Here is a 25,247-nt window from a genome sequence, read left to right on the forward strand (position 1 = left end):
CCTTTTTTAATAGAACATCGGCTTTATGTTATTCCCAGCGGCCAGCGCCGGGAGGGTGAAAGTAAACTGGCTACCCCGGCCGGGGTGGCTCTCGGCCCGGATTCTCCCGCCGTGGGCTTCTATGAAGCCCTTGGCAATAGCCAGGCCCAACCCCGCTCCCCCCTGGGCCCTGGTCCGCGACTTATCAGGGCGGTAAAACCTTTCAAAAACATAGGGCAGGTCAGCTGGATCGATGCCTGCCCCGTTATCAGCCACAGTGACGCAGGCTTCTCCTCTTTCCCGCCTGACACTTACCACCACCTTACCCCCGGCGGGTGTGTAGCGCAGGGCATTGCCCAGGAGGTTGACGAGGACCTGGGCGAGGCGATCCCTGTCCCCCCTGACCATGATGCTCTCACTCCCGGCGTCAAGCTCCAGGGTAATATTTTTATCCTCGGCTTCTACTTGAAAGAAATTTATTACCCGCTGGCTCACTTCTACCAGGTTGAGGGTCTCCCGATGCAGGGTCAGCTGCCGGGCTTCAGCCAGGCTCAGCTCTTGTAAATCATGCACCAGGCGGTTCAGGCGCAGGATCTCATCATGTAGGGACATGATTACCTCCGGTTTGGCCTCGATGGCTCCCGCCTGGAGGGATTCCAATTGTCCCCGCAGCACCGTCAGGGGGGTACGCAGTTCGTGGGCGACATCAGCCACCATATTACGGCGCAGGGCCTCGTATTTCTCCAGCCGTGCCGCCATCTCGTTAAAGGCTGCCACCAGCCGGGCAATTTCATAATCGCCGGCCAGGTCCAGACGTTGCTTATAACCGCCGGCAGCCAGTCCCTGGACGGCCGCCGTAAGCCTGCTTAATGGCCTGGCGATCCGTCCTGCCAGGTAAAGCCCGGCCAGGCCGGCCAGGAGCAATACCCCTATCCCCGACAGGATGATGGCCAAAGTGACCGCACGGGTAAACTCATCCTCTTGGGAGAGGACCCCCGGCGGCGCAGTGGTGGCCAGCCACATGGTTCCCACCCGGCGGCCGCCAACGTTAATAGCCGTCCCCCCGGCCAGTTCCGGTTCGGCAACCCTTTCCCCCAGCCTGATACCATAGGAATCAGCCACTACCACACCTTCGCTATCCGCCAGGAGCACCCGTTCCTGGGCCAGACGACCAAAGCCCATACCCTGGCCCGGCCCCTGACCGATGCCCTGACCCATACCCTGGGCCGGCCCCCAGCCCCGCCCCCGGCCACCGTGCCAGGGGGTACCCAGGAGGTCCTGCACCCCGGACCAGCCGCCCCGGTCGCGGTAATAGGCCGTAAAAAACTCCGCCCACACCTGCTGGCGGCGTGAGTTAACATCGTTAACATAACCGTGAAAAAAGGACTGGGTAGACCAGCCCACGGCCACCGCCAGGGCAACTACCGCCAGGAAGGTTACCAGGACTAAAGCCAGGGTCAATCGCGTCCGGAGTTTCACGTTAAAACCCCTTTGAATTTTAAACATCATTAAACTTATAACCCATTCCGTAAACAGTAAGAATGTAGCGTGGTGCAGCCGGGTCGGCTTCAATCTTCCGGCGCAGGTTACTGATATGGGTGTCGATGGAGCGCTCATATCCCTGGTAGGCTTCGCCCAGGGCAGCGTCCAGGAGCTGCAGGCGGCTGTATACCCGGCCTGGATGCCGGAACAAAACGGCCAAAAGGTTGAATTCTGTGGGGGTTAAATTCACCGGTTGCCCCTTTTTATACACCTGCAGGCCGTCAAAATCTATGGTCAGGTCGCCCCGGGCCTGGACGTTCCCGGCTACCGGCTGTTCCTGGCCGCCGGTGCGACGCAGGACAGCCCGGATCCGGGCCACCAGTTCAGCCAGGCTGAAGGGCTTGGTGATATAATCATCGGCCCCCAGCTCCAGCCCCAGGAGCTTGTCTATTTCTTCGGATCGGGCCGTAAGCATAATGATGGGTACCTGGCTCTCCTTGCGGATTTCCCGGCAGACATCCAGACCGCTCAAACCCGGCAGCATCAGGTCCAGGATTATCAGGTCCGGGTTTTCCTGCCGGGCTGCTTCCAGGCCTGCCTTTCCATCGGCAGCTACCACGGCTGTAAACTGCTCCCTGGTCAAGTGCTGCTGGATCATCTGGGCTATTTTAGCCTCATCTTCGATGATCAGGATCGTCTTTTTCGCCATGGGCTCCTCCCAAATAACATTTTCCCTCGATAAATCTTTCGCCATCGCCGGCATTTTTTCCTTTATTGGCCGGATGTAAAGATACCCGGGAGTTTAACCCCCGGGTATCCCTTTATCAGTTGTATTACTGGGTTACCGCTGGGCCACCTGCCTGGCCCCGGCCGAAGCCGGCACCCTGCCCAACCTGGGCTCCTGAGCCAGCCGCTATTCTCCGGCGGGGGCCGCCATTACCCTGGCTGCCGGCTTTCCAGCCGCCCCGGCCCTGGCCGTTGGGACCGACCGTCGTCCGCTCTAGGTTTTGTTCTACACGCTGCTGCATATTCTCCAGGCAGTAATTAGCCTGCTCCTGGGTTATTTGGCCGGCAGCTACTCTGTCCTCTAGGAGCTGCTTCCTTGCGGCCGTTACCTTAGCCACCAGCTGGCTTTTATCAACCCCATGCTCGGCGGCAATATCGGCCAGGGACTTGCCTGCCTGGCGCTCGGCCCGCAATTGCGTCACATCGATACCCAGGGTATTACTGAGGGTGGTAATCATACCCCCCAGGGAGCGCCCCAGGCCTAACCCCAGGCCCTGGCCCGGGCCTAAACCTGCGCCACCAAAAGCTGGAGTTGATACAGCCGGGGCAGCTTGCGCCGGGGCGCTTGCATCAGCCCGGGAAGAAGCGGGCTGGCTGACGATCAGCAATCCCCCCAGGACCAGGGGAGTTGCCACCGCAGCCAGGATCTTGGCACCTTTAGTCATCATCATCTTACCCCATCCCTTCATATGTTTTTCGGAAACAACCAGGCCTGTTGTTCCGTTCAAGGATAGGATACCCCGGGAGTTTCAGGATGTTATCGAGAAAATGTTAAGAACTTCTTAAGATTGTCAGCCTAGTTTTGCGAAGGGCACTGGTAACAGCCAGCAAGCTAATTAACCCTAGCGTCGCTCCTGCTGCCAGACCAGCCGGGGCCCCCCATAGGTGGGCGATACTGCCGCTGAACAGGCTGCCGATAGGCGTTACCCCGCCGAAAACCAGGGAATAAACGCTCATGACCCGGCCCCGTAAATTGTCGGGTACATTCAGTTGTAAAGTGGTATTGACCGAAGCGGTAAAGGTGATCATGGACCAGCCGGTAAAACCCAGGAATAAAAGGGCCAAGTTATAAGAACGGGTACTGGCCAGGAGGAGTTGGAAAAGGCAGAGGCCGGCAGCTCCACCCAAAAGCAACCGCAGCCGGGGGCCGCGGCTGCTGAGCACCGCCAGAAGCAGCGCGCCGCCTAAAGCGCCCACCCCCGAGGCCGACATAAGCAGGCCATAGCCCTCGGCCTGCTGGCCCAGGGTATCCCGGGCCAGGACAGGAATCAGGACCGTAAAATTCATGGCAAAGATGCTCAGCAGGGCCATTAGGGTAATGGTATGCAAGACAATAGGCGTTCGGCGAATATAGCGCAGACCTTCAACAATCTTTTCCCCAACCTGCTTCACCGCTGGCCGCCGGGCGTTCACCAAATCTGTTTTCTCCGGGACACGGATCAACAACAGGCCGGCGATAACCGCGATAAAGCTGGCTCCATTGAGCAGGAAACTAGCCGCCATCCCCAAGCGGCCAATTACCAATCCGGCCAGGGCCGGCCCCACAATCCGGGCGGCGTTAAAGATCGAGGAATTAAGGGCGATGGCATTCATGAGATCCTCTTTACCAACCATCTCTACCACAAAGGACTGGCGGGCCGGCATATCAAAGGTATTGACCGTGCCCAGCAGTCCAGCCAGGATTAAGACCATCCAGAAACGAACCACCCCGGTGAGGGTCAAAACACCCAGGATGAAGGCCAGGAGCATCAGGCTGGTCTGAGTAAAAATCAGCAGGCGTCTCCTGGGTACCCGGTCGGCCACCACCCCGGCTACCAAGGCCAGGACCAACAGGGGCGTAAACTGGACGGCACTGACCACCCCCAGCAGGAAGGGTGAATTGGTCATCTGCAGGACCAGCCAGCCCTGGGCCATATTTTGCATCCAGGTGCCCATCAGGGAAATTAGTTGCCCGGACCAGAAAAGGCGAAAATTACGATGCCTTAAGGCCGCCAGGGCTCGCCAGCGACCGGTCTTCTTCCCTATTGCCGCTTCAATCTCCATCCCCGTAATACTCCCCTTTATCTATAACCGGATCCCCGGCGGTCAAGCCTTAGAGGCATGCAGCGACCTGGCAATAACCGGCAAGGCAATCAGCAGGGTATTACCATTAAGAACTGACAGCAGGGCACCCAGGGTGGTGCAGGAAAGGGCGTACCACTTATAATTTTCCTTTGTTCGAGCCAGCATCTCTCTCTCTTTCTCCTTTACATTGCTTGCTCAGGTTGGTGAGGATTACCCGCAGGGCGGCATTCAGCTGCCCGGCATCCAGGGCTTGGGTTTCGTCCGGCCCGGCCATGGCCCTGGCCAGAACATCAGAACGGAAATCTAGAATCCCCGCCAGGAACTCCTCCCCGGCCGCAGTCAGGTCGAGGAAAACAAGGCGGCGGTCGTTTTCATCCCGCCAGCGCCGGACCAGGCCTTCGGCCACCAGGCCGTCTACCAGGCCGGTAACCGTCCCCGGAGCCAGGAGGAGCCGTCGCTGCAATTCGCCCATGGTCAATTTTTGCCCCCTGGGCAGGTTGCTCAAGACCCAGAAACGGGCCATGGTCAATCCCCGGTCAGTTAAGTAACTCCGGGTGTAATGGTTCATCAGGTGGTTTATTTGCCGCAGTAAGTACTCCAGCTCCCTGCTTGCCTCTGCCCGGCCGGCCAATGCCCTTCGCCTCCCGTATATTTTGGAACCCGAAAATAAATCATACCCCTGACCACACCTTTTGTCAACAGCCATCCGGCCTTATGAACCATAATTTTAGCACTTGCCGCTCCCCATTCCGTTCACAACCGCCTCGCCGCTGCTTCATAGAAGCATCTTACGCCCCGAACCAGGTTGCCTTCCACCTGTACCCCCACCAGCCCCCCAGCCAGCATTTATCTGGTTTCGTGGCCAGGGCGGCAGCCCCCACGAGGAGCTATCGGAAACAATGGTGCATCCGGTGGCGATATGGGGGTCTTCCCTTTTACCACAGGAACGATTAAAATACTGATAGTGTGTCAACAATGCTAGCGATGGAAAAATATAAATTTATGCTATAATATGCTAGGAATGGAAGCGTTAGGGTGACAAAACAAAGGACCATGGGCCTGGCCCGGTCGGCGGCCATTTTAAGCCTGGCTTCGGCTATCTCCCGCATCCTGGGCTTTTTACGTAACACCGCCATCTCGGCCCTCTTCGGCCAGAACCGCCTGACAGACATGTTGAATACCTCCTTTGTGATCCCGGATACCATTTACTTAATCCTGGTGGGCGGTGGGGTTAGCTCGGCCTTTATCCCGGTACTATCCAGCTACCTGGCGGAGCAGGACGAAGACGCCGTCTGGCAGACGGTGAGCATTGCCTTTAACCTGGTTCTGGCAGTGGTAGGGCTGGCTGTTATCCTGGGTATGATCTGGGCTCCGGCCCTGGTGCACCTGGTAGCCCCCGGTTTCACCCCGGACCAGGTGGCTTACACTGCCTATTTGACCAGGATTGTCCTGATTGCCGTCCTTTTTCACTGCCTCAACGGGGTTTTGATTGGCACCGAGTATGCTTACCAATCCTTTATTGGCACGGCCATCGGCCCCCTGGTCTACAACGCCGCCATCATCGTCTTCGGCCTGATCCTGGCCGGCAGGTATGGTATCGCCGCCTTTGCCATCGCCACCCTGATCGGCGCTGCCCTTAATTTCCTAGTCCAGGTCTGGGGCATCTGGCGCCTGCGGCCCCGCTACCGGTGGACCATGGACTGGCAAAATCCCGGTATCCGTAAAATATTCAAGCTGATGTTACCGGTGACCATCGGCCTCTCCATTGCCCAGCTGAACCTTTTCTTTAACCAGACCTTTATCGCCTCTTACCTGCCCAAGGGTTCCATTAATGCCCTGACCATCTCCAGCCGGGTGGTGCTGGTACCTATCCTTTTTGCCTCCTCCATCGGCATCACCCTGCTGCCGGCCTTGACCCGCATGTTCCTAGAGCGGGATCAGGTCGCCTTTACCCACTACCTCTCCGTTTCCCTGCGAGCGGTAATCTTTATTTCTATTCCGGCAACGGTGGGCCTGGTCGTCCTGGGACAACCGGTGGTCCGGATTCTCTTCCAGCACGGCAACTTTACCAGCGCCGACACCACGGCCACCACTGCCGCCCTGGTCTTTTATTCCCTGGGGATTACCGCCTATGGTGCCTATGAAATCTTAAGCCGGGCCTTTTACGCCATTAAAGATACCATTACGCCCCTGTGGATCGGCCTGGCTACCCTGGCCGTGGGTACGGCTTTGAATTTCACCCTGGGACCGGCCTTTGGTATCCGCGGCCTGGCCCTGGCTTACTCCCTGGCCGGGTTTGTCAATGTTGCCCTACTCTTCTACTACCTGCAGGTGAAAGCTCGCACCCGGTTTGAGGCCCGGCGCCTGGCCCAGACGGCCGCTAAGAGCATCCTGGCGGCTGCCCTCATGGGATTGCTCCTGGTGCTGGTCTCCCACCACCTGGTCCTGCCGGGGTCCTGGTCCCGCCTGGTAAAGGAAGGGCTGGAGCTCTCCCTGCTGGTAACTATTGGTGCCGCCAGCTACAGCCTCCTGGCCTGGCTGCTACGCATGGAGGAACTGGTCGCGTTAATAAATATCCTGGGTCGCCGCCTGCATCGCTCCCGGCCGGCGGCAGGTTAAAGTGGGGTGCAGGAATGTTCCGGAATATCCTGGCTATCCTGGCTGGTCGCCTGGTGGCCCTATTATGTCGCTGCTTGCAAAGGGGTGGCACGTCCCTCCCAGGTTTTATCGCCTTGAAGATGGATCCCCTGCTGCTCCAGCACTTAAGCGACCGCTACCGGCAAGTGGTTATTGTTACCGGCACCAATGGTAAAACCACTACTACCAACCTCCTGGCAGGTATCCTGCAGGCCGCGGGGTTGAGGGTCGTCACCAACAGCGAAGGGGCGAACATGCCCGCCGGTGTGGCCACGGCCCTGCTGGAACAACGGGGGGAAGTCGCCGTCCTGGAAGTGGACGAGGGGACCCTGGCTTTGGTTACTCGCCAGGTACAACCCGATGCGGTGGTCATAACCAACCTCCTCCGGGATCAGCTGGACCGTTACCACGAGCTAGACCAGCTAGCCGCCGTTATCGGCTGCGCCCTGGCCGGACACCCGGAGGCCACCCTCATCCTCAATGCCGATGATTCCCTGGTGACCTCCCTGGGGGAGGGCCGGGGTAGTGTCCGTTACTTTGGCCTGGCCCGGACCCCCTGGAGCCAGACAACCACCCGGGAGGTCCTGGAGGGGCATATCTGCCCCCACTGCCACCAGCCCCTGCAGTTTAATTTTTACCACTACAGTCACCTGGGGGATTATTACTGCCCTCGCTGTTCCTACCGGCGGCCCCGGGCGGATTACGAAGGCCGCGAGCTCCAGCTAGACCCTACTGGCGCCCGGTTCGCTCTCGTTTACCGGGACGGCGCGGTTGACCTGGAGACGCCCATGCGGGGGCTCTATAACGTATATAATATCCTGGCCGCCGCCGGCGCCGCCCTCTACCTGGGCGTTGCTCTGGAAACCATCATCCAGGTGGTAGCCTCTTTCCTCCCCGGCCAAGGCCGAGCGGAGACCTTCAACCTGGGGGACACGCGGATCACCCTAATGCTGGTCAAAAACCCCACCGGTTTGGGGGTGGCCTTGCGGACCCTGGCCTCCGGGCAGAAAAAAATGGCCTACCTGTTGGCCATTAACGACTTGGCTGCTGACGGCCGCGATGTCTCCTGGCTCTGGGATGCCGACCTCTCGCCCCTGCTGGCAGCCCCCCGCAACCGGATCATCTGCGCCGGCCTCCGGGCCGGGGATATGGCCATCTGCCTTAAATACCAGGGCGTGGAAGAGGTCGGCCTGGAGGTTATCCCCGATCCCGGGGCCAGTATTGCTGCTTTACTCGCCCAACCGGTGAATGAGGTCTTGATTCTTTGCACTTATACCAACCTGGCCCTGTACCGCCGCCTGCTCCTGGAAAGGGGGGCTCAAAGTGAAGTTACGCCTGGGGCATCTCTACCCCGAGTTTCTTAACCTTTACGGTGACCGGGGCAACATCTTAATCCTCTGCCGCCGGGCTGAGTGGCGGGGCATAGATGTCGAGGTAACTACCATCTCCTTGGGCGATCCCCTGGACCCCGGGGATTTTGATCTCCTGTTCCTGGGTGGCGGGCCCGACCAAGAACAAGGGGTCGCCAGCAGCGATTTATTCGCCAAGGGCCCCGCCCTAAAGGAAGCCGTCGCAGGGGGCACTGCCCTCCTGGCCATCTGCGGTGGCTACCAGCTCCTGGGGGAGTATTACCGCACCGCGAATGGAAAAACCCTCCCCGGAGTGGGCCTTTTTGCCGCTTATACCGAAGCCGGTAAGAAACGCTTGAAGGGCAATATCGCCATTCAGGTGGCGGAGCTGGGGACAGAACACCCGGTAATCGGTTTTGAGAACCACGGCGGCCGCACCTTCCTGCAAGGCGCCCGGCCCCTGGGCCGGGTCATCTACGGTGATGGCAACAACGGCAGTGATGGTACTGAAGGGGCCAGGTATAAAAACGCCATCGGCACCTACCTCCATGGCCCCCTGTTAAGCAAAAATCCCCACCTGGCCGACTACCTCCTGCGCCTGGCCCTGCAACGCCGTTACGGCGAGGTGGAGCTCCCACCCCTGGAAGACTCCCTGGAGCTGGCTACCAATGCCGCTGTTTACCAGCGCTTTTTAAGTACGAAAGGTAAGTGGTAAAAAGTAATAGTAAAGGCTTGTCCGCAAGGTGCCGGACAGGCCTTTTTAGCAGGCTACCAGCAGGGGCGTGAAATTCAGGTAATCCGCGGTCACCAGGTGGAAGTTCAGGCCCCACTCTGTACCTACCAGAGCTCGCTCCTGATCAGTACCGTGGAGGTGGCCGTAGTAGCAATCCTTAACACCATAATGCTGCATCACAGTGATAAAATCCGTGATCTCGCCCCCTACCGCCGGCGGGTAGTGCATCATTACCGCCAAGGGTTCATCCCGGCGCAGCCTGGTCACCCCGTCCAGGGCCATCTCCAGGCGTAAAACCTCCCGCCGGTAGACCTTCCCGTCAGTGGCTTCACTATAAAGGGGGTGCTGGGGAACCAGCCAACCCCGGGTGCCACAAACGGCCACCCCGGCGATTATTTCCGGCTTTAACAGGGCGAAACCGGCATCCAAGATGGTAGCTTGCATTTTACGCTCCGTCTGCCACCAGTAATCGTGGTTCCCCTTCAAGATACGCTTGATTCCGGGCAGGGATTTGATGAACTCCAGGTCCGGCAGGGCCTCTTCCAGGCGCATCCCCCAGCTGATATCCCCCAGGATCAGGACCGTATCCCCGGGGGTAACTACCCGCCGCCAGTGATCCGCCAGCTTCTCCCGGTGGTTTTCCCATGTTGGCCCGAACATGGCCATATCGCGGCCCAGGTGCAGATCGGCGATAACAAACAGGGCCACTGCTATTTCCTCCGCCAATAAGGTTCTACGCCGACTATGCTGCCGTCAGATACCGGACAATGGCATCGGCCATATCGCTGGTGCCGGCGCTGCCACCCAGGTCGTAGGTCAGGTACTTGCCTTCCGCCAGGACCGCCAGGATGGCCTTCTGGATTCTGGCGGCAGCCTCTTTTTCGCCCAGGTGTTCCAGCATCATCACCCCGGAGAGGATGGTGGCCAGGGGATTGACTTTATTCTGGCCGGCATACTTAGGCGCGCTGCCGTGGATGGGTTCAAAAACGGCTGCCTTCTCACCAATATTAGCCCCCGGGGCTACACCCAGGCCGCCCACCAGACCGGCGCAGAGGTCCGAAAGAATGTCACCATAGAGGTTCGGTAGCACCAGGACATCATACTGCTCCGGCTTCTGCACCAGCTGCATACTCAGGTTGTCCACAATGCGATCATCAGCTGTTATTTCCGGATAATCCTTGGCTACGTCGTAGAAAGTCCGCAGGAAAAGGCCGTCGCTAAACTTCATAATGTTGGCTTTATGGCCGGCCGTCACCCGCTGGCGGCCCTGGCTCCGGGCATACTCAAAAGCCGCCCGGGCGATGCGTTCCGAACCCTTACGGGTGATAATCTTGATGCTCTCGGCCGCGTCTTCCCCCACCATATGTTCAACTCCGGCATAGAGGTCCTCGGTGTTCTCCCGGTAGATTACCAGGTCGACTCCCGCATAACGGGAAGGGACGTTGGGCAGGTTGCGGAAAGGGCGGACATTGGCATAAAGGTCGAGTTCTTTCCGCAGGGCGACATTAACGCTGCGAAAGCCGGTGCCTACCGGCGTGGTGATGGGACCCTTGAGGGCGACGCCGTTTTTCCGGATGGAGGCCAGGGTCTCCTCCGGTAAGACGCTGCCATATTGCTCCAGGGCACCCTCCCCGGCCGCCATAACCTCCCATTCCAGTTCCACACCGCTGGCTTCCAGGACGCGCCGGGCGGCGGTAATCAGCTCCGGACCGGTACCGTCCCCGGGGATCAGGGTTACTACATGTGGCAACAAAATCCACCTCCAGTTGATACGTCACCTCCCTATTATAAAGTTTTCTCCGGTCTCCGTACAAGTAGAAAATAGCCTGGCCGCACTTTTTATGCCGGCAGCGAAAAACCGAAGAAAAATCACCCTCACGGGCGATTGCGTTTTCTTAAAGTTACTGCCGTTTAAGAATAACGATGGGCGTTTGTTCATCCTCGTTGCCGAAGGGGTTAGCCCGCAGGGCCTCCGTCACGGCCGGAAGGTAGCTCCTGTCGGTAATGCCCAGGATGTCGACGCACTTTTTGTCGTTGACATCGGCAATCACCGCCTCGGCACCGGTGGCCTTTTTGATGTCCCGCACCAGTTGCCCCGGGTTTTTCGGTCCCATGACGATATGGCGCTCGTAGGGGTACATGGTCCCGGCGATATCGTCAATCAAAGACAACTGACGCCCGGCGACAACGTAGAAAAGCCCCCTTTTCTTGATTAAACGGCCCAGGACGGCGGCTGCACAACCGGCCAGGAGGCGTACCGTGCCCACCTCTTCCAGAGCCAGCTGCATGGCCGGCGGTGTGGCCAGGCTGCCGTCTTTACCCGGAAAGCGGCAGAGAAAGCGGGCCAGGCGCCCCGGCTTGACCTCTTCCGGCAGGATGGCCCGGCGCTGGGTAATAGCGACGACGCTCTCGGCCAGGCAGATGACATCCCCCGGCCGGGCTATGCCGCGGCTGTACCTCCGGGCCAGCTCCACGGCGTCGTCTTTGTCGGTGACAATATGGGTGCGCACCGGTATTTTAGCAAAGGAAAGCTCTCCCGTTCCTCTAGTCATGTTCCTGACCTCTCTGCCGGAAGTACTGTTTAATGGCTACCACCGTGGCCAGGGCCGTTTTTTGATGAAAGTACGGGTTACGCAACAGGCCCTCGTCGACCCAATTGGTTATGGCCACGGGTTCCAGCCGCAGGGCCGGTAGTTGCTCCAGTTGCGCCAGCTCGGCAGCTGGCCCGGTACCGCGGCTGGGGGTCTTCACCCTGGCCACAATCCTGGCCAGCACGGCCTCGGCCAGCTCCTTATTACCCGGACTGGCCGGGTTATACAGGACCGCCGTCCCCCGGATAGACGTATCCCGGCTGCCGTACTCGTGCAGGCTGATAAAGCAAAAGGCATCGGCAGGGACTTTGGCCAGGCGCTCGCACCAGGAGGGATTCTCATCCTGGCTGCGGGTCATGACCACCCGGGCCTGTAACCCCTCCAGGATACCAGCTAGATAGCCTGCTGTTTTCCAGGCCATATCCCTTTCCAGGAGGTTAACCGGCCCGCGCTGGCCGGTATCACTACCGCCATGGCCGGGATCAACAACGATTACCCGGCCTTGATAGAAATCCTGCAGGGGCCGGCGGCTGAAGCTCAGGCCAATCCGGTAGGGCATCCCTTCCGTACAGGTTAGCCGGGCCTGGACCTCTTCATCCAGGTCGATTTTAAAGGTTACCAGTTCCTCCCCGGAGGCAATAGTTACTCCTTTGATGATGCCGTCCTGAACGTATAGGGGGCCGGGGTCCATGGTCAGGACGGCCCGGACCTGCACCTGGCAGAGGGTCGGTGCCGGGTAGCTGATCTTCACCTCTGCCGGGGCGGTGGCCTCGATGGTTACGGTACTGAATTGCTCCCCGCCCTCTTCCTTTATTTTGCTGTATAAGTTGGTTAAGTGGGCCCTGGGGGCCAACTTCCTCACCTCGCTAAATATGCCCTTACCCATCTGTTATCAATCTTATGCCTGATGTGGGAGGAAAAATGCCGGCACCAGGATTTTCCGTTCTAATTATAATCCTTTTTTCGCCAGATGCAAGCCAACCCCATCCAATTCAGCAAAAACCAGCAAGTCCGGCCAGTTCAGTCTTGCCTTTCCAGGATGGCGGGTTGCCGGCAACAGGTTTCTATTCGTGCCCCAACCCTTCGTTCAGGCATCGAACTGTTCTTTTCCTTAGCCACTTAGCGGAAGAGGAAGACTTGCAACCCCCTACCTGCAGGTCTAAAATAGAGCGTGAGGTGAGGTAGATGTTTGTAGGTCTGGATATGGGTGGCACCCATACTGATGCCGTTCTCATCGACGGTGGCCAGGTACAACGCCACTGCAAAATACCGACTAACCAGGAAGATTACCTCCATACTGTTACCAGGGCCCTGGATGCGGTCCTGAAGGGCATAGATACCGGCAACATCCAGCTCCTGAACCTCAGCACCACTGTTTGTACTAATGCCATTGTCACCGGCCGGATCAGCCCGGTGGGCCTGCTCCTGGAACCGGGACCAGGTTTAAATCCGGCCGAGCTCACTTGCGGCACCCAAAACTTCATCCTCGCCGGCGCCATTGACCACCGGGGCCGGCCAACTGCTCCCCTGGTGACCACCGAGATTGCCGCTGCCGATGCCAAACTACAGCAAGGGGGCCTGCGGCACCTGGCCATTGTTGGTAAATTCTCAACTCGCAACCCGGAGCATGAATTGCAAATCCAGCAAGCCCTCTCCCCGGCCTATGATTTTATAACCCTAGGCCATCGCCTGTCAGGGCGCTTGAATTACCCCCGCCGGGTCTTTAGCGCCTACCTTAACAGCGCCGTGGCGTCCATTTATGGCACCTTTGCCAGGGCCATTAATACTTATGCTGGTAAGAGGGGCTTGCCGGTACAACCCGATATTTTAAAGGCCGACGGCGGTACCCTCTCCCTGGCGGCCTCCCGTTCCCTGCCGGTAGAGACTATCTTGTCCGGCCCCTCGGCCAGTATTATGGGCGCCCTGGCCCTCGCACCCTCTTCCCAGGATACCATTATCCTCGATATCGGGGGGACGACCACTGATATCGCTTTCCTGGCCGACGGCATCCCCCTCTTTGAACCCCGGGGTATCAACCTGGCCGGTTATCCCACCCTGGTCCGCGCCCTTTACAGCCACTCCCTGGGCCGGGGCGGTGACAGCTGCCTGCGGGTACAGGACGGTAGGCTGGCCATTGGCCCTGACCGTTCAGGACCGGCCCTGGCCCTAGGGGGCCCCGCACCCACCCCCACTGATGCCTTGATTACCCTGGGCCGCCTGGACCTGGGGGACCAGGAAGCCGCTCGTCAGGGTATAGCCCGTTTAGGTGATGAATTGGGCATTAGTACTGAAAAGATGGCAGCCGCCATTATTAAACAAATGGCAGCTGAGATTGCCGCGCAAACACGAATCCTCCTTGATAGAATTAACAGCCGCCCGGTTTATACCGTCCGGGAAGTCTTGGAAAATAAAAAGTTGCAACCGGCACAGGTCGTCGTCATCGGCGCCCCGGCACCACTCCTTAAAGACGACCTGGAAGCCGCCTTCGGCCTGCCGGTACTAGCGCCAGAACTCGCCGGGGTGGCCAACGCCATTGGCGCCGCCCTCAGCCAGCCTACCACCGAACTCACCCTGCAGGCCGATACCCAGCAGGGTGTCCTGAGTATCCCCGAAGAGGGCATCAGGGAGAAGGTCCCCCGGGGCTTCACCCTGGAGCAGGCCCGCCAACGCGCCCTGCAGGCGCTGCAGGAACGCCTGCAGCGCCTGGCACCGGCGGCCGCCGGCGCCGAACTGGAGGTAGTAGAGGAACAATCCTTTAATATGGTAGCCGGTTTCTATACTTCCGGGAGAAACATCCGCGTCAAGGTCCAGGTTAAACCGCGGGTTACCGCCCTGGATACAGGAAATAGAACCCAATTTCTAGAGGAGCCCCCCATGGGAGCGACGCCCCCGCCACGAAGATATAAAAATACTGGTTGAGTAGAGGGCTGGCGGGTACAGGCGGAAGGCGACTTGGTTCGAGGCGCAAGCAAACTCAGCGAAGCCGCTAGCCTCGGCGGCGGTGAACGGGATGGGGATCGTAACGTAAGTTGAGGCTCGAAGAGTTCCGCTCCCCGCTGCATTTATTCAAAGAGATACAGCCGAGCCACCCCCGACGCCGAGGAAGGCTGAGCGCCTAGTTTGCTCGCCGAGAACCACTGAGCTTGGAGACCTGTCCCGCCAGCCCCGCAGCGGTTACTGTAAATTGTAACCATTTTTGGTAGAAGTCTATTTTCGGAGGAATAAAAGATGTATAAAGCCAAACGCCGCCTGGGCCTGGTCTTCTTTCCGGCCTTTGACTGGGCCATTAGCCCCACCCATCCGGAAAGGGAGGAACGCCTCCTCTATACTCTGGACCAGGTCTGCGAAGAAGGCATCCTGGATATCGAGGGCATCAGGGAATACCGCCCCCGCCTGGCCGACAGCAGCGATGTGGAGCGGGTGCATATCTGCGTTCCGGATGTGGCTGCCCGGACTACCGAATCCCACCTGATTGCCGCCGGCGGGGCTATAGTGGCCGCCGACGCCGTTTTACGGGGGGAGGTAGATAAAGCCTTCGCCATTATCCGGCCGCCGGGCCACCACTCCTTCCGCATCGTCCACGGCGCCCGGGGCTTCTGTAATATCAACATGGAAGCCATTATGCTGGAGCATATCCGCCGCCGCTACGGCCCGAAAAGAATCGCCATCGTCGATACCGACTGCCACCATGGCGACGGCAGCCAGGATATCTACTGGCATGATAAGGATACCCTGTATATCTCCCTGCACCAGGACGGCCGCACCCTCTTCCCCGGTACCGGTTTCCTGAACGAGTTCGGCGGTCCTAACGCCTTTGGCTATACCCTCAACCTACCCCTGCCCCCGGATACCGGCGAGGAAGGCTTCCTTTACGCCCTGGAGCATTTTATCCTGCCGGTGCTGGCTGACTTTCAACCCGACCTGGTCATTAACTCTGCCGGGCAGGATAACCATTATACCGACCCCATAACTAACATGCGCTTTTCCGCCCAGGGATACGCCCGCCTTAACGACCGCCTGCAGCCGGATATTGCCGTCTTGGAGGGCGGCTATTCTATTGAGGGCGCCCTGCCCTACGTCAATGTAGGCATCATCCTGGCTCTGGCCGGCCTCGATTACTCCGGCATCCGGGAACCGGACTATAGCCCGGAAAAAGTCGCCCAGTCACCCCGGGTCAGCGAGTATATCGCCCGCCTGTGCGACGAGACCTACCAGGCCTGGCAGCAACGCGACCGCCTGCGGGAGGAGTATATCCGGGGTAAAAAAGAAATCAGCCGCCAGCGCCGTATTTTCTACGACACCGAAGGGCTGATGGAAAACCAGGTGGAAACAACCCGCGTCTGTAACGATTGCGGCGGCCTGACCTGGATCGATTCCCGTACTGACCAGGGGTGCCACATCCTGGCCATCCTGATCCCCCGGGGCGCCTGCCCGCATTGCCAGGATGAGGGCCACGCCCGCTTCGAAAAAAGCCGGACCACTGATTACCCGGACGGCATCTACCTCCAGGACCGGGTGGAAGATAGCCTGGTAAAGAAATAATTTTGGGCGTAACCTCTTGACGATAAAGAGTAAGAGCGGGATAATAAATATAGAAATGGGAATACTGAAAGTAGAAATAGCTCACTGTGCCTCGCCTGACCGGGGTATAATCTTTGTCCCTTAAAACTGTTGCTGCAGTTTTAAGGGTCGCCGACTATTTACGGCGGTCGGTCATATGCACTATGAGGGTGAGCAACAGTACTACCGCTATAAATAGCTGGATAGCATCTGATGCTGAAAGCATCCGCCCCACCCCCTTTCGAGGATCTCTGATCCCCCGGCAGGTGAGGCCCATTTCTTTCCCAGTATTCCCGAGAGTTATTTTACCATATTGTGACCAAATCTGTCATTAATCAAAATCTAACTAAAAAGCCAGGGATGAAATAAACCCTGGCTTTTGCTTGCCTAAAAGGCCCCTTTGATTATCTCTATGCTCGCCACCTGCTCCCGGCCATCGAGCATTACCGCCACCACATCGAAGCGACAGGCTTGCCCGGCCAGCCCCCGAGCAATCAGGTAGTAGGCGGCCAGGCGGCGCAGGCGCAACTGCTTGCGGGCATCAACCGATTCCTGGGGGGTACCGAAGGCAGTTGAAGAGCGCGTCCGTACCTCAAGAAAAACCATCTCCCTACCGTCAAGGGCAATTATATCCAGCTCCCCCAGGGGACAGCGGTAGTTGCGCTCGACAATCCGGTAACCTTTTTGCTCTAAATAAGCAGTGGCGGCAGCCTCGCCGATGAGGCCGCGCCGCTGCCTTGCCATGGTCATAATTCCTTAGCCTCCTGTTAGCTATCGGCCTCCATCACTAGAGTAAAAGCACTGGAGACCATCACGGCATAAAGAAGGCCACAGCCGAATTCATGGCATAGTTGGTCAGGGGTGTCGGGTAGATGCCCAGGAAGAAAAGGATTAGCAGGGATACCACCATGGCTACCTGGAGGCCGGGAGCTACCCGTAACGGCTTGCTACCTTCCGGCGGGTTGCCCAGGTACATGGCCTTGGCCACCAGGAGGTAGTAATAGACCGACACCATACTCATCAAAATACCCAGGATGGCCAGCCAGAAATACTGCCGGGAAATTATCGCCATGAAGAGATAAAACTTGCCGACAAAGCCGGCCATGGGGGGGATGCCGGCCAGGGAGAGCAGGGAAAAGAGCATTACGGCCGCCACCAGGGGCGAACGCCGGGCCAGGCCGGTGTAATCCTTGATCTCGTCACTGCCGCCATTATTATAAAAGGCCGTCACCGCCATGAAGGCGCCCATGTTGCCAAAGACATAGAGCATGGCATAGTACATGACCGCCCCCACCCCTAGGACGGAGAAGGAAACAATACCCAATAGCAGATAACCGGCCTGGGAGATACTGGAGTAGGCCAGCAACCGCTTGATATTGGTCTGGGGAATGGCTACCAGGTTGCCGAGGACCATGGTGAGGACCGCCAGGGCGATAAAGAGCTGCACCCAGAAGCTATGCAGGTCCGGCAGGGCGCCGAAGAAGACCCGCACCAGGGCCGCGAAGGCGGCCGCCTTGGAGGCTACCGAAAGAAAGCCCGTTACCGGCGTCGGGGCGCCCTCGTAGACATCCGGGGACCACATGTGAAAGGGCACGGCCGTTACCTTGAAGGCGAAACCGGCCAGGATGAAAATCGTGCCCAGGAGCAGGGCCGGGCTGGCCCCACTGGCGGCAATCACCTGGCTGATTTCCTTGATCACCGTGGACCCGCTGCTGCCGTAGACCAGGCTCAGGCCGTAAAGGAAGATGGCCGAGGACATGGCCCCCAGCAAGACGTACTTGATGCCTGCTTCGGCCGATTTGGCGTCACCCAGGTGAAAGGCCGCTAGGATACAGAAGGTGATGGTCATGAGTTCCAGGCCCAGGTAAAGGCTGATCAGTTCCCCTGAGGAGGCCAGGATCATCATCCCCAGGGTGGCCAGGACCAGCAGGGCATAATATTCGCCTTGGTTAAATCCCATCTTTTCCACATACTCATAAGAACAAACAGTTGTCAGCAGGGCCGCCGCCAGGAAAAGGATCTTGAAATAAGTGGCAAAGGGATCAATGGCATAACCTCCCAAGACCATACCGGTAGTGCCCCGCATCCCGAAGGCTACCAGGAGAATACCCGCCAGGCCGGCTGTAGCCACATAGGCTATCCCGCGGCGATCGCCGTGGGGGACCAGGAGGCCCAGGGCCAGGAGGCCCAAACCCAGAACTGCCGTCAGGATTTCAATTGTCAACAAATACAGCTCCGCCATTAAAAGATACCCCCAATCGCCTTCGCCGCTTGAACCTTGGCTACCAGCGGGGTTATACCGCTGTTGATCATATCAATCTGGAGAGAGGGCAGCAGGCCGAAGAGCAATAAAGTCGCAATCAGCACTACTACCGGCACCATCTCTACCCCATGGGCATCCTCCAGGTGATCCCATTCCGGCTTCCGGGGGCCAAAGAAGGTATGCATGACCACTCGGAGAATATAAGTGGCGGTAATGACAATACCGGAGATGGCCAGGATCGAGAGGATGCGGTAGGGGAGGATACCCCCGAACAGGGCCTGGTCGCGGGTAAAGGAGCCCATAAAAATGAGGAACTCGGCGACAAAGTTATTCAGCCCGGGCAGGCCCAGGGAAGCCAGGCCACCGATGAGAAAGCCGGCCGCCACCCGCGGCATCTGGTGGGCCAGGCCGCCGAAGCGGGCAATCTCCCTGGTATGGGCTTTATGATAGACATTACCCACCAGGGCAAAGAAGAGGGCCGTCATGATGCCATGGGCGAACATCTGGGAAACAGCCCCGTCCAGGCTCATGATATTCAGGGAGGCGATCCCCAGGAGGACATAACCCATGTGGCTGACGCTGCTGTAGCCGATAACGAACTTCAGATCCTTCTGCACCATGGCGATCATGGCGCCGTAGACTACGTTCACAATACACAGGACGGCAATCAAGGGCGCCCAGAATTTGGCTCCCTCTGGAAAAAGGAACACCCCGGCGCGGATAAGGCCGTAGGCCCCCAATTTCATCAAGACGCCAGCATGGAGCATACTAACAGCCGTTGGCGCCGCCACGTGGCCGTCCGGCGACCACAGGTGCAGGGGCCAGATGGGCACCAGGACGCCGAAGCCGATAAGCATGAGGAAGAAGACAAACTTCTGGAAGCCCAGATCGTATTTAACCGTAGCCAGGGTCTGGAGGTCAAAGGTAGCATGGCCCAGTTGCTGGGAGGCATAGAGGAACAGGGCGATAATACCAATCAGGGCAAAGGCACTACCCACCAAGAGGTACAGGGTCAGTTTCATGGCCGCGTATTCCTTACGGGTACTGCCCCAGATACCAATAAGGAGGTACATGGGGATCACGGCTACTTCAAAGAAGAGGTAGAAGAAAAAGAGGTCGCGGCTGATGAAGACCCCGAAGACTCCCGTCACCAGCATCAACAGGAAGATAAAAAATTCCTTAATGCGCTTGGTCATATCCCAGGAAGCGAAGACCCCGGTGAAGATAACAATGGCCGTCAACAATACCAGGGGCATACTGATGCCGTCGACGCCGACGGAATAGTTAATGCCAAAACCCGGTACCCAGGAGACATCTTGCAAGAATTGCAGTCCTCCCTGGGCGTGATTATACTGGACATAGGCAATAATTGCCAGCACCAGGGACACAAAGGTAGCGGCAGCAGCTGTAATTTTAATGGTCAGCTGTTCCCTCTCCGGGATAACCAGGATCAGCAGCAACCCGGCTACCGGGGCCAGCATGATAGCTGTCAGAATTGAAAAATTCACTGGATCACCCCTCCCAACACCGGTGCTGCCATCCAGAGGGCGATAAGCACTACAGCCGTAAATATAACCAGGGCGTAGGTCTGGAGATTACCCGTCTGGATTAAGCGCAATTTGCGTCCTGAGAACCGCGTTACATCGCCGACCCCGTCAAAGACGCCATCAACTACATGGCGATCGTTCCAGTTAAAGGCTTCTGCCAGCCCCAGGGCGACGCGGTGGAAGAGCCACATATAGACCTCGTCGATATAGTACTTGTTGATCAGGAGTGTATAGATACTGCGGTAGCGTTGCACCAGCTGCTCCGGGATGTCGCTGGGACGGCCGTACAGGAACCAGGCCAGGCCGATGCCGGCCAGGGCGACGACGGTTGAGAGTAACATGACTACATAGTTGGGCTCTACCTCATGGGGGGTACCATAATAAACAAAGCTGCTGAAGCCGTGGCCGACAAAGGGTGCACCAACGAAGCCGGCGACAATTGACAGGACCGCCAGGATGACCAGAGGCATCGTCATGGTCAAAGGTGATTCGTGGGCGTGGAGCCCGGCGCGGCGGTCGCCGAAAAAGGCGACAAAGATCAAGCGGAACATATAAAAGGCCGTCAGGAAAGCCACCAGGGTACCCAGGATATAGAGACCGGTAAAGCCGTGGCCGAAGGCGCCGGCCAGGATCTCATCCTTGCTCCAGAAACCGGCCAGGGGCGGTACCCCGGCCAGGGCCAGGGCGGCAATAACAAAGGTACTTACGGTAACCCGCATATCCTTATACAGGCCGCCCATGCGGAAGATATCCTGTTCTTCCAAGGCATGGATAACGCTCCCCGCTCCCAGGAAGAGAAGGGCCTTGAAAAAGGCGTGGGTCATGAGGTGGAACATCCCGGCAGTCATGCTGCCCACCCCCATGGCCATGACCATATAGCCCAACTGGCTGATGGTGGAATAGGCCAGGATACGCTTGATGTCCCGCTGGGTCAGGGCAATGGTAGCGGCAAAGAGGGCCGTAAAACCGCCCACATAGGCGATCACAAGCATAATTCCCGGCAGGCTGGCAAAAAGGACAAAGGCGCGGGCCAGCAAATAGACGCCGGCGGCGACCATGGTGGCGGCGTGGATCAGGGCGCTCACCGGAGTAGGACCCTCCATGGCATCCGGTAGCCAAACATGGAGGGGGAACTGGGCCGACTTGCCGATGGGGCCGATAAAGACCAGGGCTGCAACCAGGGCGAGGAAGCCGGTATTCTGGTAAGTGGGAATGGCTGCCGCCAACTCCCGGAAATTAAAGGTCCCAAAGATGGCGAAGAGGAAAAAGAAGCCGAGCATGAAACCGAAGTCAGCCACCCTGTTGGTGACAAAGGCCTTGAGCCCGGCCCGGGCCGCCGAGTGCTTATGATAATAGAAACCAATGAGGAGGTAGGAGCAAAGTCCCACCAGTTCCCAGAAGAAAAAGATCATAAAGTAATTATTGGCCAGGACCAGGCCCAGCATCGACGCCCCGAACAGGGACAGGTAACCGAAAAAGGTAGAAAACCCGGGATCGCCGTGCATATAACCCACCGAGTAGATTTCCACCAGCAGGGCCACCAGGGTGACTACCAGGAGCATAACCGCTGCCAGGGGATCAATCAGGACGCCCGCTTCAATCTTCAAAAGGCCGGGGATCCCCAGCCAGGTGGCGGCAAACTCCACCGGCCGGGCCATGGTTATCCCGTTAAGCAGGACTTCCCTTAATACCCCTACCGCCATAACAAAGCTGGCGCCGATGGCGGCAATGCCCACCAGGGCGCTTAAGGGCCGCATTCTACGGGTCAGGAAAATAATTATCGGAAACGCCAGGGCCGGAAAAACCGGAATCAACCAGGCATGATTAATCACGGGGTTATCACCTGCCTTCTAGAAGAAATTACCACTTGAGCCAGTCGAGGTCGTCCACGTTGCTCTCCAGGCGCCGGCGATAGATATTCAGGACCAGGGCCAGGCCGACGGCTACTTCCGCCGCAGCGACGACAATGACAAAAATGGCGAAGATCTGGCCGGTAACCTGAGCCGGCGCCAGGAAGTGATTAAAGGCCACCAGATTAATATTGACGGCATTGAGCATGAGTTCGATTCCCATCAAAACGGCGATGGCATTTCGCTTGGCCAGGGCGCCGAAGAGGCCGATGCAAAAGAGCAGGCCGCCCAGGGCCAGGTAATGATTCAGGGTGATCACCGTTCCGGTTTCCCTCCCCTCGCCAGCAGGATGGCGCCGACCATGGCTACTAAAAGTAAAACTGCCGCCACTTCGAAGGGGATAGCAAAACGGCCCAGAAAAGCACCGGCAATGGCCCCAACGTTACTGCCAGGTGCCATCCCAGGACTACCCGTCCAGGTTACGCGCCCGGTAGCCAGGAGGATAACAACAAAGAGGGCTAGGGAGACAACACCGGCAGCCAGGTAGTTAATATTAAACAGGTTGCTGGCCTTGATATCGCCCCGCCGGGTCAGCATGACGGCAAAGACAATGAGAACGGCCACGGCGCCGGCATAAACCAGGAGTTGCACCGCCGCCAGGAACTCGGCCTGGAGGAGGATATAAAGGCCGGCAACCCCGACAAAGGTCAGGACCAGGTACAGGGCGCTGTGCACGATATTTTTTAATAAGACTACCGCCAGGGCAGCAGCGATGGTAATGGCGGCCAGTAACCAGAATAAAAGGGCACTGATATCAGGCACCTTTCTTCACCTCCACCGCCGGGCCGGCCAGCAAATCATGTTCCGTATCTTCATGACGGTAACAGGCCAGTTCAAAATTAGCATCCCAGTGCAGGGCCCCCTGGGGGCAGCTCTCCACGCAGAGGCCGCAGAAGAGACACTGACCCATTTTGGCCCTGTATCCCGTCAGGTGGCGCTTCTTCTGCTCGTCGCGTTCGCTCTCGACGGTAAGGATATGGTTGGGGCAGGCATTGGCGCAGATACCGCAGGCGATACACTTCTCCCGGTCCAGAACCAGGGAGCCGTGGGAAGCCGGTGGCAAATGGGGCCGCCGCTCCGGGTATTGTTCCGTTACCGCCTTGCCGAAGCAAAAATGCCAGGTGATACTCAAACCCTTTAGCAAACCCTGCCCGAACATCCTACCACCTCCCCAGGCTGATTAACTGGTAGATCTTGATACCCACCCCGGTAACAACAATATTGGCCAGGGACAGGGGCAGGAGTACCTTCCAATTAAAACTCAATAAATGGTCAATACGGATCCGGGGAAAGGTCCAGCGGACCCACATGAAGATAAAGATCATAATATAGACCTTAATCAGGAACCATAGCCAGGACGGCAACCATGGCCCCTGCCAGCCTCCCAGGAACAGGGTCACCGCCAGGGCGGAAACACTGACCAGGTTGGCGTACTCGGATAGGTAAAAAAGGGCATAGCGCATGCCGGTATACTCGATATAAGGACCGGCTACAATCTCCTGCTCCCCTTCTACCAGGTCAAAGGGGGCCCGGTTGACCTCCGCCGTGGCCGCAATGAAGTAAATGATAAAGGCCAGTGGCTGCAGCAGAATATACCAGGTGTGCTGCTGGGCCGCCACGATCTGCGAGGTCTGTAACGACCCGGCCAGCATTATTACCCCCAGGATGGAAAAGGTCAAGGGGATTTCATAGCTGACCATCTGGGCTACCGTCCGCATGCTGCCCAGCAGGGCATACTTGTTGTTGGCCCCCCAGCCGCCCATCAAGATGGCTAGAGTTGACGTTGAGGCCACCGCCAGGAAGTAAAAAACGCCAATATTTAAATCAGCGGGAACCATTCCCTTACCGAAGGGAATGACAGCATACAGCATCGTCGCCGGGATAAAGATTAGCACCGGAGCGATGATAAAGACCCACCGGTCGGCTCCCCGGGGGATGATATCCTCTTTGCCCAGGAGTTTGACCGCGTCGGCCACCGACTGCAGGAGCCCATGGGGACCCAGGCGGTTGGGGCCGATGCGCTGCTGCATATAGGCGCTGACTTTACGTTCCAGGTAGATTAAATAAAGCGCATTCAAAAAGATAAAGGCCAGGACGCCGATCAGGTACAAAACACCCATGACCAGGGTCATCACCCAGGGAGGTGCTCCGGCAAGGAAGCCCCGCAGGAAAGCGGCAATGCCGGTAAAGATACCTTCCACTATCTATCCTCTCCCCCGTAATTACATCCTCAGCGATCAACTTCACCCAGGACAATATCAATCGAGGCGATATCCACAACAAAATCCTGGATAATACCACCGGCCGCAATCTGCGGCAGGGCGCCCAGGTTAACAAAGGATGGGCTGTGGATATGCAGGCGGTAAGGCCTGCTGCCGCCATCGCTGACCAGGTAGAACCCCAGGATACCCTTGGCCCCCTCGATCTGGTGATAGACCTCGCCCTGGGGCAGTTTAATCACCCGCGGCACTTTAGCCTGGACAGGCCCTTCCGGCAGGGCAGCCTTAGCCTGGCGGATAATCCGGGCGCTCTGCTCCATCTCCAGCAGGCGAATAACGAAGCGGTCGTAGCTATCACCGTTATTTAAAGTCGGAATGTCAAAGTCAAAACGGTCATAAATCCCGTAGGGCTTCGCTTTGCGCAGGTCAAAGGGCAGGCCGCAGGCCCGCAGGTTGGGCCCGGTAACCCCATAGGCCAAGGCCGTTTCCAGGTCGATTTTGCCCACCCCCTGGCAGCGGGCCTTGAAGATCTCATTCCCGGTAAGCAGCCCGTTCATTTCGTCGATCAGGCGCGGCAAGTCATTGAGAAGAGTCTCCAGGGCCGGCAGGAACTCCGGCGGTATATCGGCAGCTACGCCGCCGATACGCATATAGCTCACCGTCAGGCGCGAACCGCAGGTCATCTCAAAGAGATCCAGGATGCGTTCTCTCTCCCGAAAGGGCGGGAACCATGCCGTCCAACCGGAGAGATCCAGGGCCATGGAGGCCAGCATGATCATATGGCTGGCCAGCCGCGAGAGTTCGGCCATGATTACCCGCAGGTACTCGGCCCGCTCCGGGATTGCGACGCCCATGAGCTTTTCCACCGTCTGGACATAGCCCAAGTTGTTCAGCATCCCGGCCAGGTAATCCAGGCGATCCGTGTAAGGAATAATCTGGGTATAGGTGCGGGCCTCGGCCAGTTTCTCAATCCCCCGGTGCAGGTAGCCAATAATATTCTCTACCCCGACGACCTTTTCCCCATCAAGGGTTAACAGGGCGCGGTAGACTCCATGGGTGCTGGGATGCTGGGGACCCATATTGAGCTGAATCTCTTCCGTCCGCAAATTTTCCTCCGGGACAGCCAT

The 25,247-nt window shown here is 58.1% G+C and carries 23 protein-coding genes and 1 pseudogene; 5 read left to right on the forward strand and 19 right to left on the reverse strand.

Features of this window, described 5'->3' with window-relative positions:
* Positions 1–6: 6 nt before the first annotated feature.
* The 6 genes and pseudogenes from SDD30_RS00065 to SDD30_RS00090 form a co-directional block, all read right to left on the reverse strand.
* The gene (locus SDD30_RS00065) at positions 7–1,458 is read right to left on the reverse strand and encodes a sensor histidine kinase (RefSeq protein ID WP_434072885.1); all 1,452 of its coding nucleotides are present in this window, start codon (positions 1,456–1,458) and stop codon (positions 7–9) included.
* A gap of 19 nt (positions 1,459–1,477) precedes the next feature.
* Complete coding sequence (locus tag SDD30_RS00070) at positions 1,478–1,840, reverse strand: winged helix-turn-helix domain-containing protein (RefSeq protein ID WP_434073115.1); 363 nt, start codon at positions 1,838–1,840, stop codon at positions 1,478–1,480.
* 45 nt (positions 1,841–1,885) lie between these two features.
* Positions 1,886–2,224 (reverse strand): annotated as a pseudogene (locus SDD30_RS00075) (response regulator); the annotation flags it as partial.
* 70 nt (positions 2,225–2,294) lie between these two features.
* Positions 2,295–2,975, reverse strand: coding sequence for a DUF2680 domain-containing protein (locus tag SDD30_RS00080; RefSeq protein WP_434072886.1), 681 nt, complete (start codon positions 2,973–2,975; stop codon positions 2,295–2,297).
* A gap of 43 nt (positions 2,976–3,018) precedes the next feature.
* Entirely contained in the window at positions 3,019–4,290 is a 1,272-nt protein-coding gene (locus tag SDD30_RS00085; RefSeq protein ID WP_434072887.1) for an MFS transporter, read from the reverse strand.
* A 157-nt stretch (positions 4,291–4,447) separates the two neighbouring features.
* Positions 4,448–4,942 carry a MarR family winged helix-turn-helix transcriptional regulator gene (locus tag SDD30_RS00090; protein WP_434072888.1) on the reverse strand — a complete coding sequence of 165 codons (495 nt, stop codon included), beginning with the start codon at positions 4,940–4,942 and terminating at the stop codon, positions 4,448–4,450.
* Between the two features lie 404 nt (positions 4,943–5,346).
* On the opposite strand from SDD30_RS00090, the gene murJ reads away from it, so the two are divergent.
* From murJ to SDD30_RS00105, 3 genes are read left to right on the forward strand one after another with little or no spacing between them, the layout of a single operon-like run.
* Positions 5,347–6,930: a murein biosynthesis integral membrane protein MurJ gene (gene murJ, locus SDD30_RS00095; RefSeq protein WP_434072889.1), complete on the forward strand. Its 1,584-nt coding sequence runs from the start codon at positions 5,347–5,349 to the stop codon at positions 6,928–6,930.
* A 14-nt stretch (positions 6,931–6,944) separates the two neighbouring features.
* Complete coding sequence (locus tag SDD30_RS00100) at positions 6,945–8,312, forward strand: Mur ligase family protein (RefSeq protein ID WP_434072890.1); 1,368 nt, start codon at positions 6,945–6,947, stop codon at positions 8,310–8,312.
* Positions 8,272–9,012: a type 1 glutamine amidotransferase gene (locus SDD30_RS00105; RefSeq protein ID WP_434072891.1), complete on the forward strand. Its 741-nt coding sequence runs from the start codon at positions 8,272–8,274 to the stop codon at positions 9,010–9,012. Before SDD30_RS00100 ends, SDD30_RS00105 begins: the two co-directional genes overlap by 41 nt.
* A 45-nt stretch (positions 9,013–9,057) precedes the next feature.
* Here SDD30_RS00105 and SDD30_RS00110 read toward each other — a convergent pair whose 3' ends face one another.
* From SDD30_RS00110 to SDD30_RS00125, 4 genes are all read right to left on the reverse strand, one after another.
* On the reverse strand, positions 9,058–9,738 hold the full coding sequence (locus tag SDD30_RS00110; protein WP_434072892.1) for a metallophosphoesterase: 681 nt from the start codon (positions 9,736–9,738) through the stop codon (positions 9,058–9,060).
* Positions 9,739–9,772: 34 nt separating this feature from the next.
* Positions 9,773–10,780, reverse strand: coding sequence for an isocitrate/isopropylmalate dehydrogenase family protein (locus SDD30_RS00115; protein WP_434072893.1), 1,008 nt, complete (start codon positions 10,778–10,780; stop codon positions 9,773–9,775).
* Positions 10,781–10,931: 151 nt separating this feature from the next.
* Positions 10,932–11,582: a coenzyme F420-0:L-glutamate ligase gene (locus SDD30_RS00120; RefSeq protein ID WP_434072894.1), complete on the reverse strand. Its 651-nt coding sequence runs from the start codon at positions 11,580–11,582 to the stop codon at positions 10,932–10,934.
* The gene (locus tag SDD30_RS00125; RefSeq protein ID WP_434072895.1) at positions 11,575–12,474 is read right to left on the reverse strand and encodes an N-acetylmuramoyl-L-alanine amidase; all 900 of its coding nucleotides are present in this window, start codon (positions 12,472–12,474) and stop codon (positions 11,575–11,577) included. Before SDD30_RS00125 ends, SDD30_RS00120 begins: the two co-directional genes overlap by 8 nt.
* A gap of 332 nt (positions 12,475–12,806) precedes the next feature.
* Here SDD30_RS00125 and SDD30_RS00130 point away from each other — a divergent pair, with 332 nt between their 5' ends.
* Both SDD30_RS00130 and SDD30_RS00135 read left to right on the forward strand, forming a co-directional pair.
* On the forward strand, positions 12,807–14,540 hold the full coding sequence (locus tag SDD30_RS00130) for a hydantoinase/oxoprolinase family protein (protein WP_434072896.1): 1,734 nt from the start codon (positions 12,807–12,809) through the stop codon (positions 14,538–14,540).
* Positions 14,541–14,849: 309 nt separating this feature from the next.
* Positions 14,850–16,163, forward strand: coding sequence for a histone deacetylase family protein (locus tag SDD30_RS00135; RefSeq protein WP_434072897.1), 1,314 nt, complete (start codon positions 14,850–14,852; stop codon positions 16,161–16,163).
* A 405-nt stretch (positions 16,164–16,568) separates the two neighbouring features.
* Here the strand turns inward: SDD30_RS00135 and SDD30_RS00140 are convergent, their stop codons facing one another.
* From SDD30_RS00140 to SDD30_RS00180, 9 genes are all read right to left on the reverse strand, one after another.
* Positions 16,569–16,931 carry a YraN family protein gene (locus SDD30_RS00140; RefSeq protein WP_434072898.1) on the reverse strand — a complete coding sequence of 121 codons (363 nt, stop codon included), beginning with the start codon at positions 16,929–16,931 and terminating at the stop codon, positions 16,569–16,571.
* A 61-nt stretch (positions 16,932–16,992) separates the two neighbouring features.
* On the reverse strand, positions 16,993–18,423 hold the full coding sequence (locus SDD30_RS00145) for an NADH-quinone oxidoreductase subunit N (protein WP_434072899.1): 1,431 nt from the start codon (positions 18,421–18,423) through the stop codon (positions 16,993–16,995).
* The gene (locus SDD30_RS00150) at positions 18,423–19,952 is read right to left on the reverse strand and encodes a complex I subunit 4 family protein (protein WP_434072900.1); all 1,530 of its coding nucleotides are present in this window, start codon (positions 19,950–19,952) and stop codon (positions 18,423–18,425) included. The genes SDD30_RS00145 and SDD30_RS00150 overlap by 1 nt, the downstream gene beginning before the upstream one ends.
* Positions 19,949–21,823, reverse strand: a complete 1,875-nt coding sequence (gene nuoL / locus SDD30_RS00155) for an NADH-quinone oxidoreductase subunit L (RefSeq protein ID WP_434072901.1) — start codon at positions 21,821–21,823, stop codon at positions 19,949–19,951. The genes SDD30_RS00150 and nuoL overlap by 4 nt, the downstream gene beginning before the upstream one ends.
* Before the next feature lie 28 nt (positions 21,824–21,851).
* Positions 21,852–22,160: an NADH-quinone oxidoreductase subunit NuoK gene (nuoK, locus tag SDD30_RS00160; protein WP_434072902.1), complete on the reverse strand. Its 309-nt coding sequence runs from the start codon at positions 22,158–22,160 to the stop codon at positions 21,852–21,854.
* A complete protein-coding gene (locus SDD30_RS00165; RefSeq protein WP_434072903.1) occupies positions 22,157–22,663 on the reverse strand; it encodes an NADH-quinone oxidoreductase subunit J family protein in 507 nt (168 codons plus the stop codon). Before SDD30_RS00165 ends, nuoK begins: the two co-directional genes overlap by 4 nt.
* Positions 22,656–23,060, reverse strand: coding sequence for a 4Fe-4S binding protein (locus SDD30_RS00170; RefSeq protein WP_434072904.1), 405 nt, complete (start codon positions 23,058–23,060; stop codon positions 22,656–22,658). Before SDD30_RS00170 ends, SDD30_RS00165 begins: the two co-directional genes overlap by 8 nt.
* A 1-nt stretch (position 23,061) precedes the next feature.
* The gene (gene nuoH, locus SDD30_RS00175; protein WP_434072905.1) at positions 23,062–24,102 is read right to left on the reverse strand and encodes an NADH-quinone oxidoreductase subunit NuoH; all 1,041 of its coding nucleotides are present in this window, start codon (positions 24,100–24,102) and stop codon (positions 23,062–23,064) included.
* A 29-nt stretch (positions 24,103–24,131) separates the two neighbouring features.
* Positions 24,132–25,247, reverse strand: coding sequence for an NADH-quinone oxidoreductase subunit D (locus SDD30_RS00180; protein ID WP_434072906.1), 1,116 nt, complete (start codon positions 25,245–25,247; stop codon positions 24,132–24,134).

The sequence above is a fragment of the Moorella naiadis (nom. illeg.) genome, from assembly GCF_051020825.1.
Taxonomy (GTDB): domain Bacteria; phylum Bacillota; class DSM-521; order Neomoorellales; family Neomoorellaceae; genus Neomoorella; species Neomoorella naiadis.

What these genes read in the sequence shown, in the direction of transcription:
- SDD30_RS00085 (WP_434072887.1), bottom strand. Translation starts at nt 4,290, where the DNA reads ATGGAGATTGAAGCGGCAATAGGGAAGAAGACCGGTCGCTGGCGAGCC.
- SDD30_RS00100 (WP_434072890.1), top strand. Translation starts at nt 6,945, where the DNA reads ATGTTCCGGAATATCCTGGCTATCCTGGCTGGTCGCCTGGTGGCCCTA.
- SDD30_RS00120 (WP_434072894.1), bottom strand. Translation starts at nt 11,582, where the DNA reads ATGACTAGAGGAACGGGAGAGCTTTCCTTTGCTAAAATACCGGTGCGC.
- SDD30_RS00130 (WP_434072896.1), top strand. Translation starts at nt 12,807, where the DNA reads ATGTTTGTAGGTCTGGATATGGGTGGCACCCATACTGATGCCGTTCTC.
- SDD30_RS00135 (WP_434072897.1), top strand. Translation starts at nt 14,850, where the DNA reads ATGTATAAAGCCAAACGCCGCCTGGGCCTGGTCTTCTTTCCGGCCTTT.
- SDD30_RS00140 (WP_434072898.1), bottom strand. Translation starts at nt 16,931, where the DNA reads ATGACCATGGCAAGGCAGCGGCGCGGCCTCATCGGCGAGGCTGCCGCC.
- SDD30_RS00145 (WP_434072899.1), bottom strand. Translation starts at nt 18,423, where the DNA reads ATGGCGGAGCTGTATTTGTTGACAATTGAAATCCTGACGGCAGTTCTG.
- SDD30_RS00170 (WP_434072904.1), bottom strand. Translation starts at nt 23,060, where the DNA reads ATGTTCGGGCAGGGTTTGCTAAAGGGTTTGAGTATCACCTGGCATTTT.
- SDD30_RS00180 (WP_434072906.1), bottom strand. Translation starts at nt 25,247, where the DNA reads ATGGCTGTCCCGGAGGAAAATTTGCGGACGGAAGAGATTCAGCTCAAT.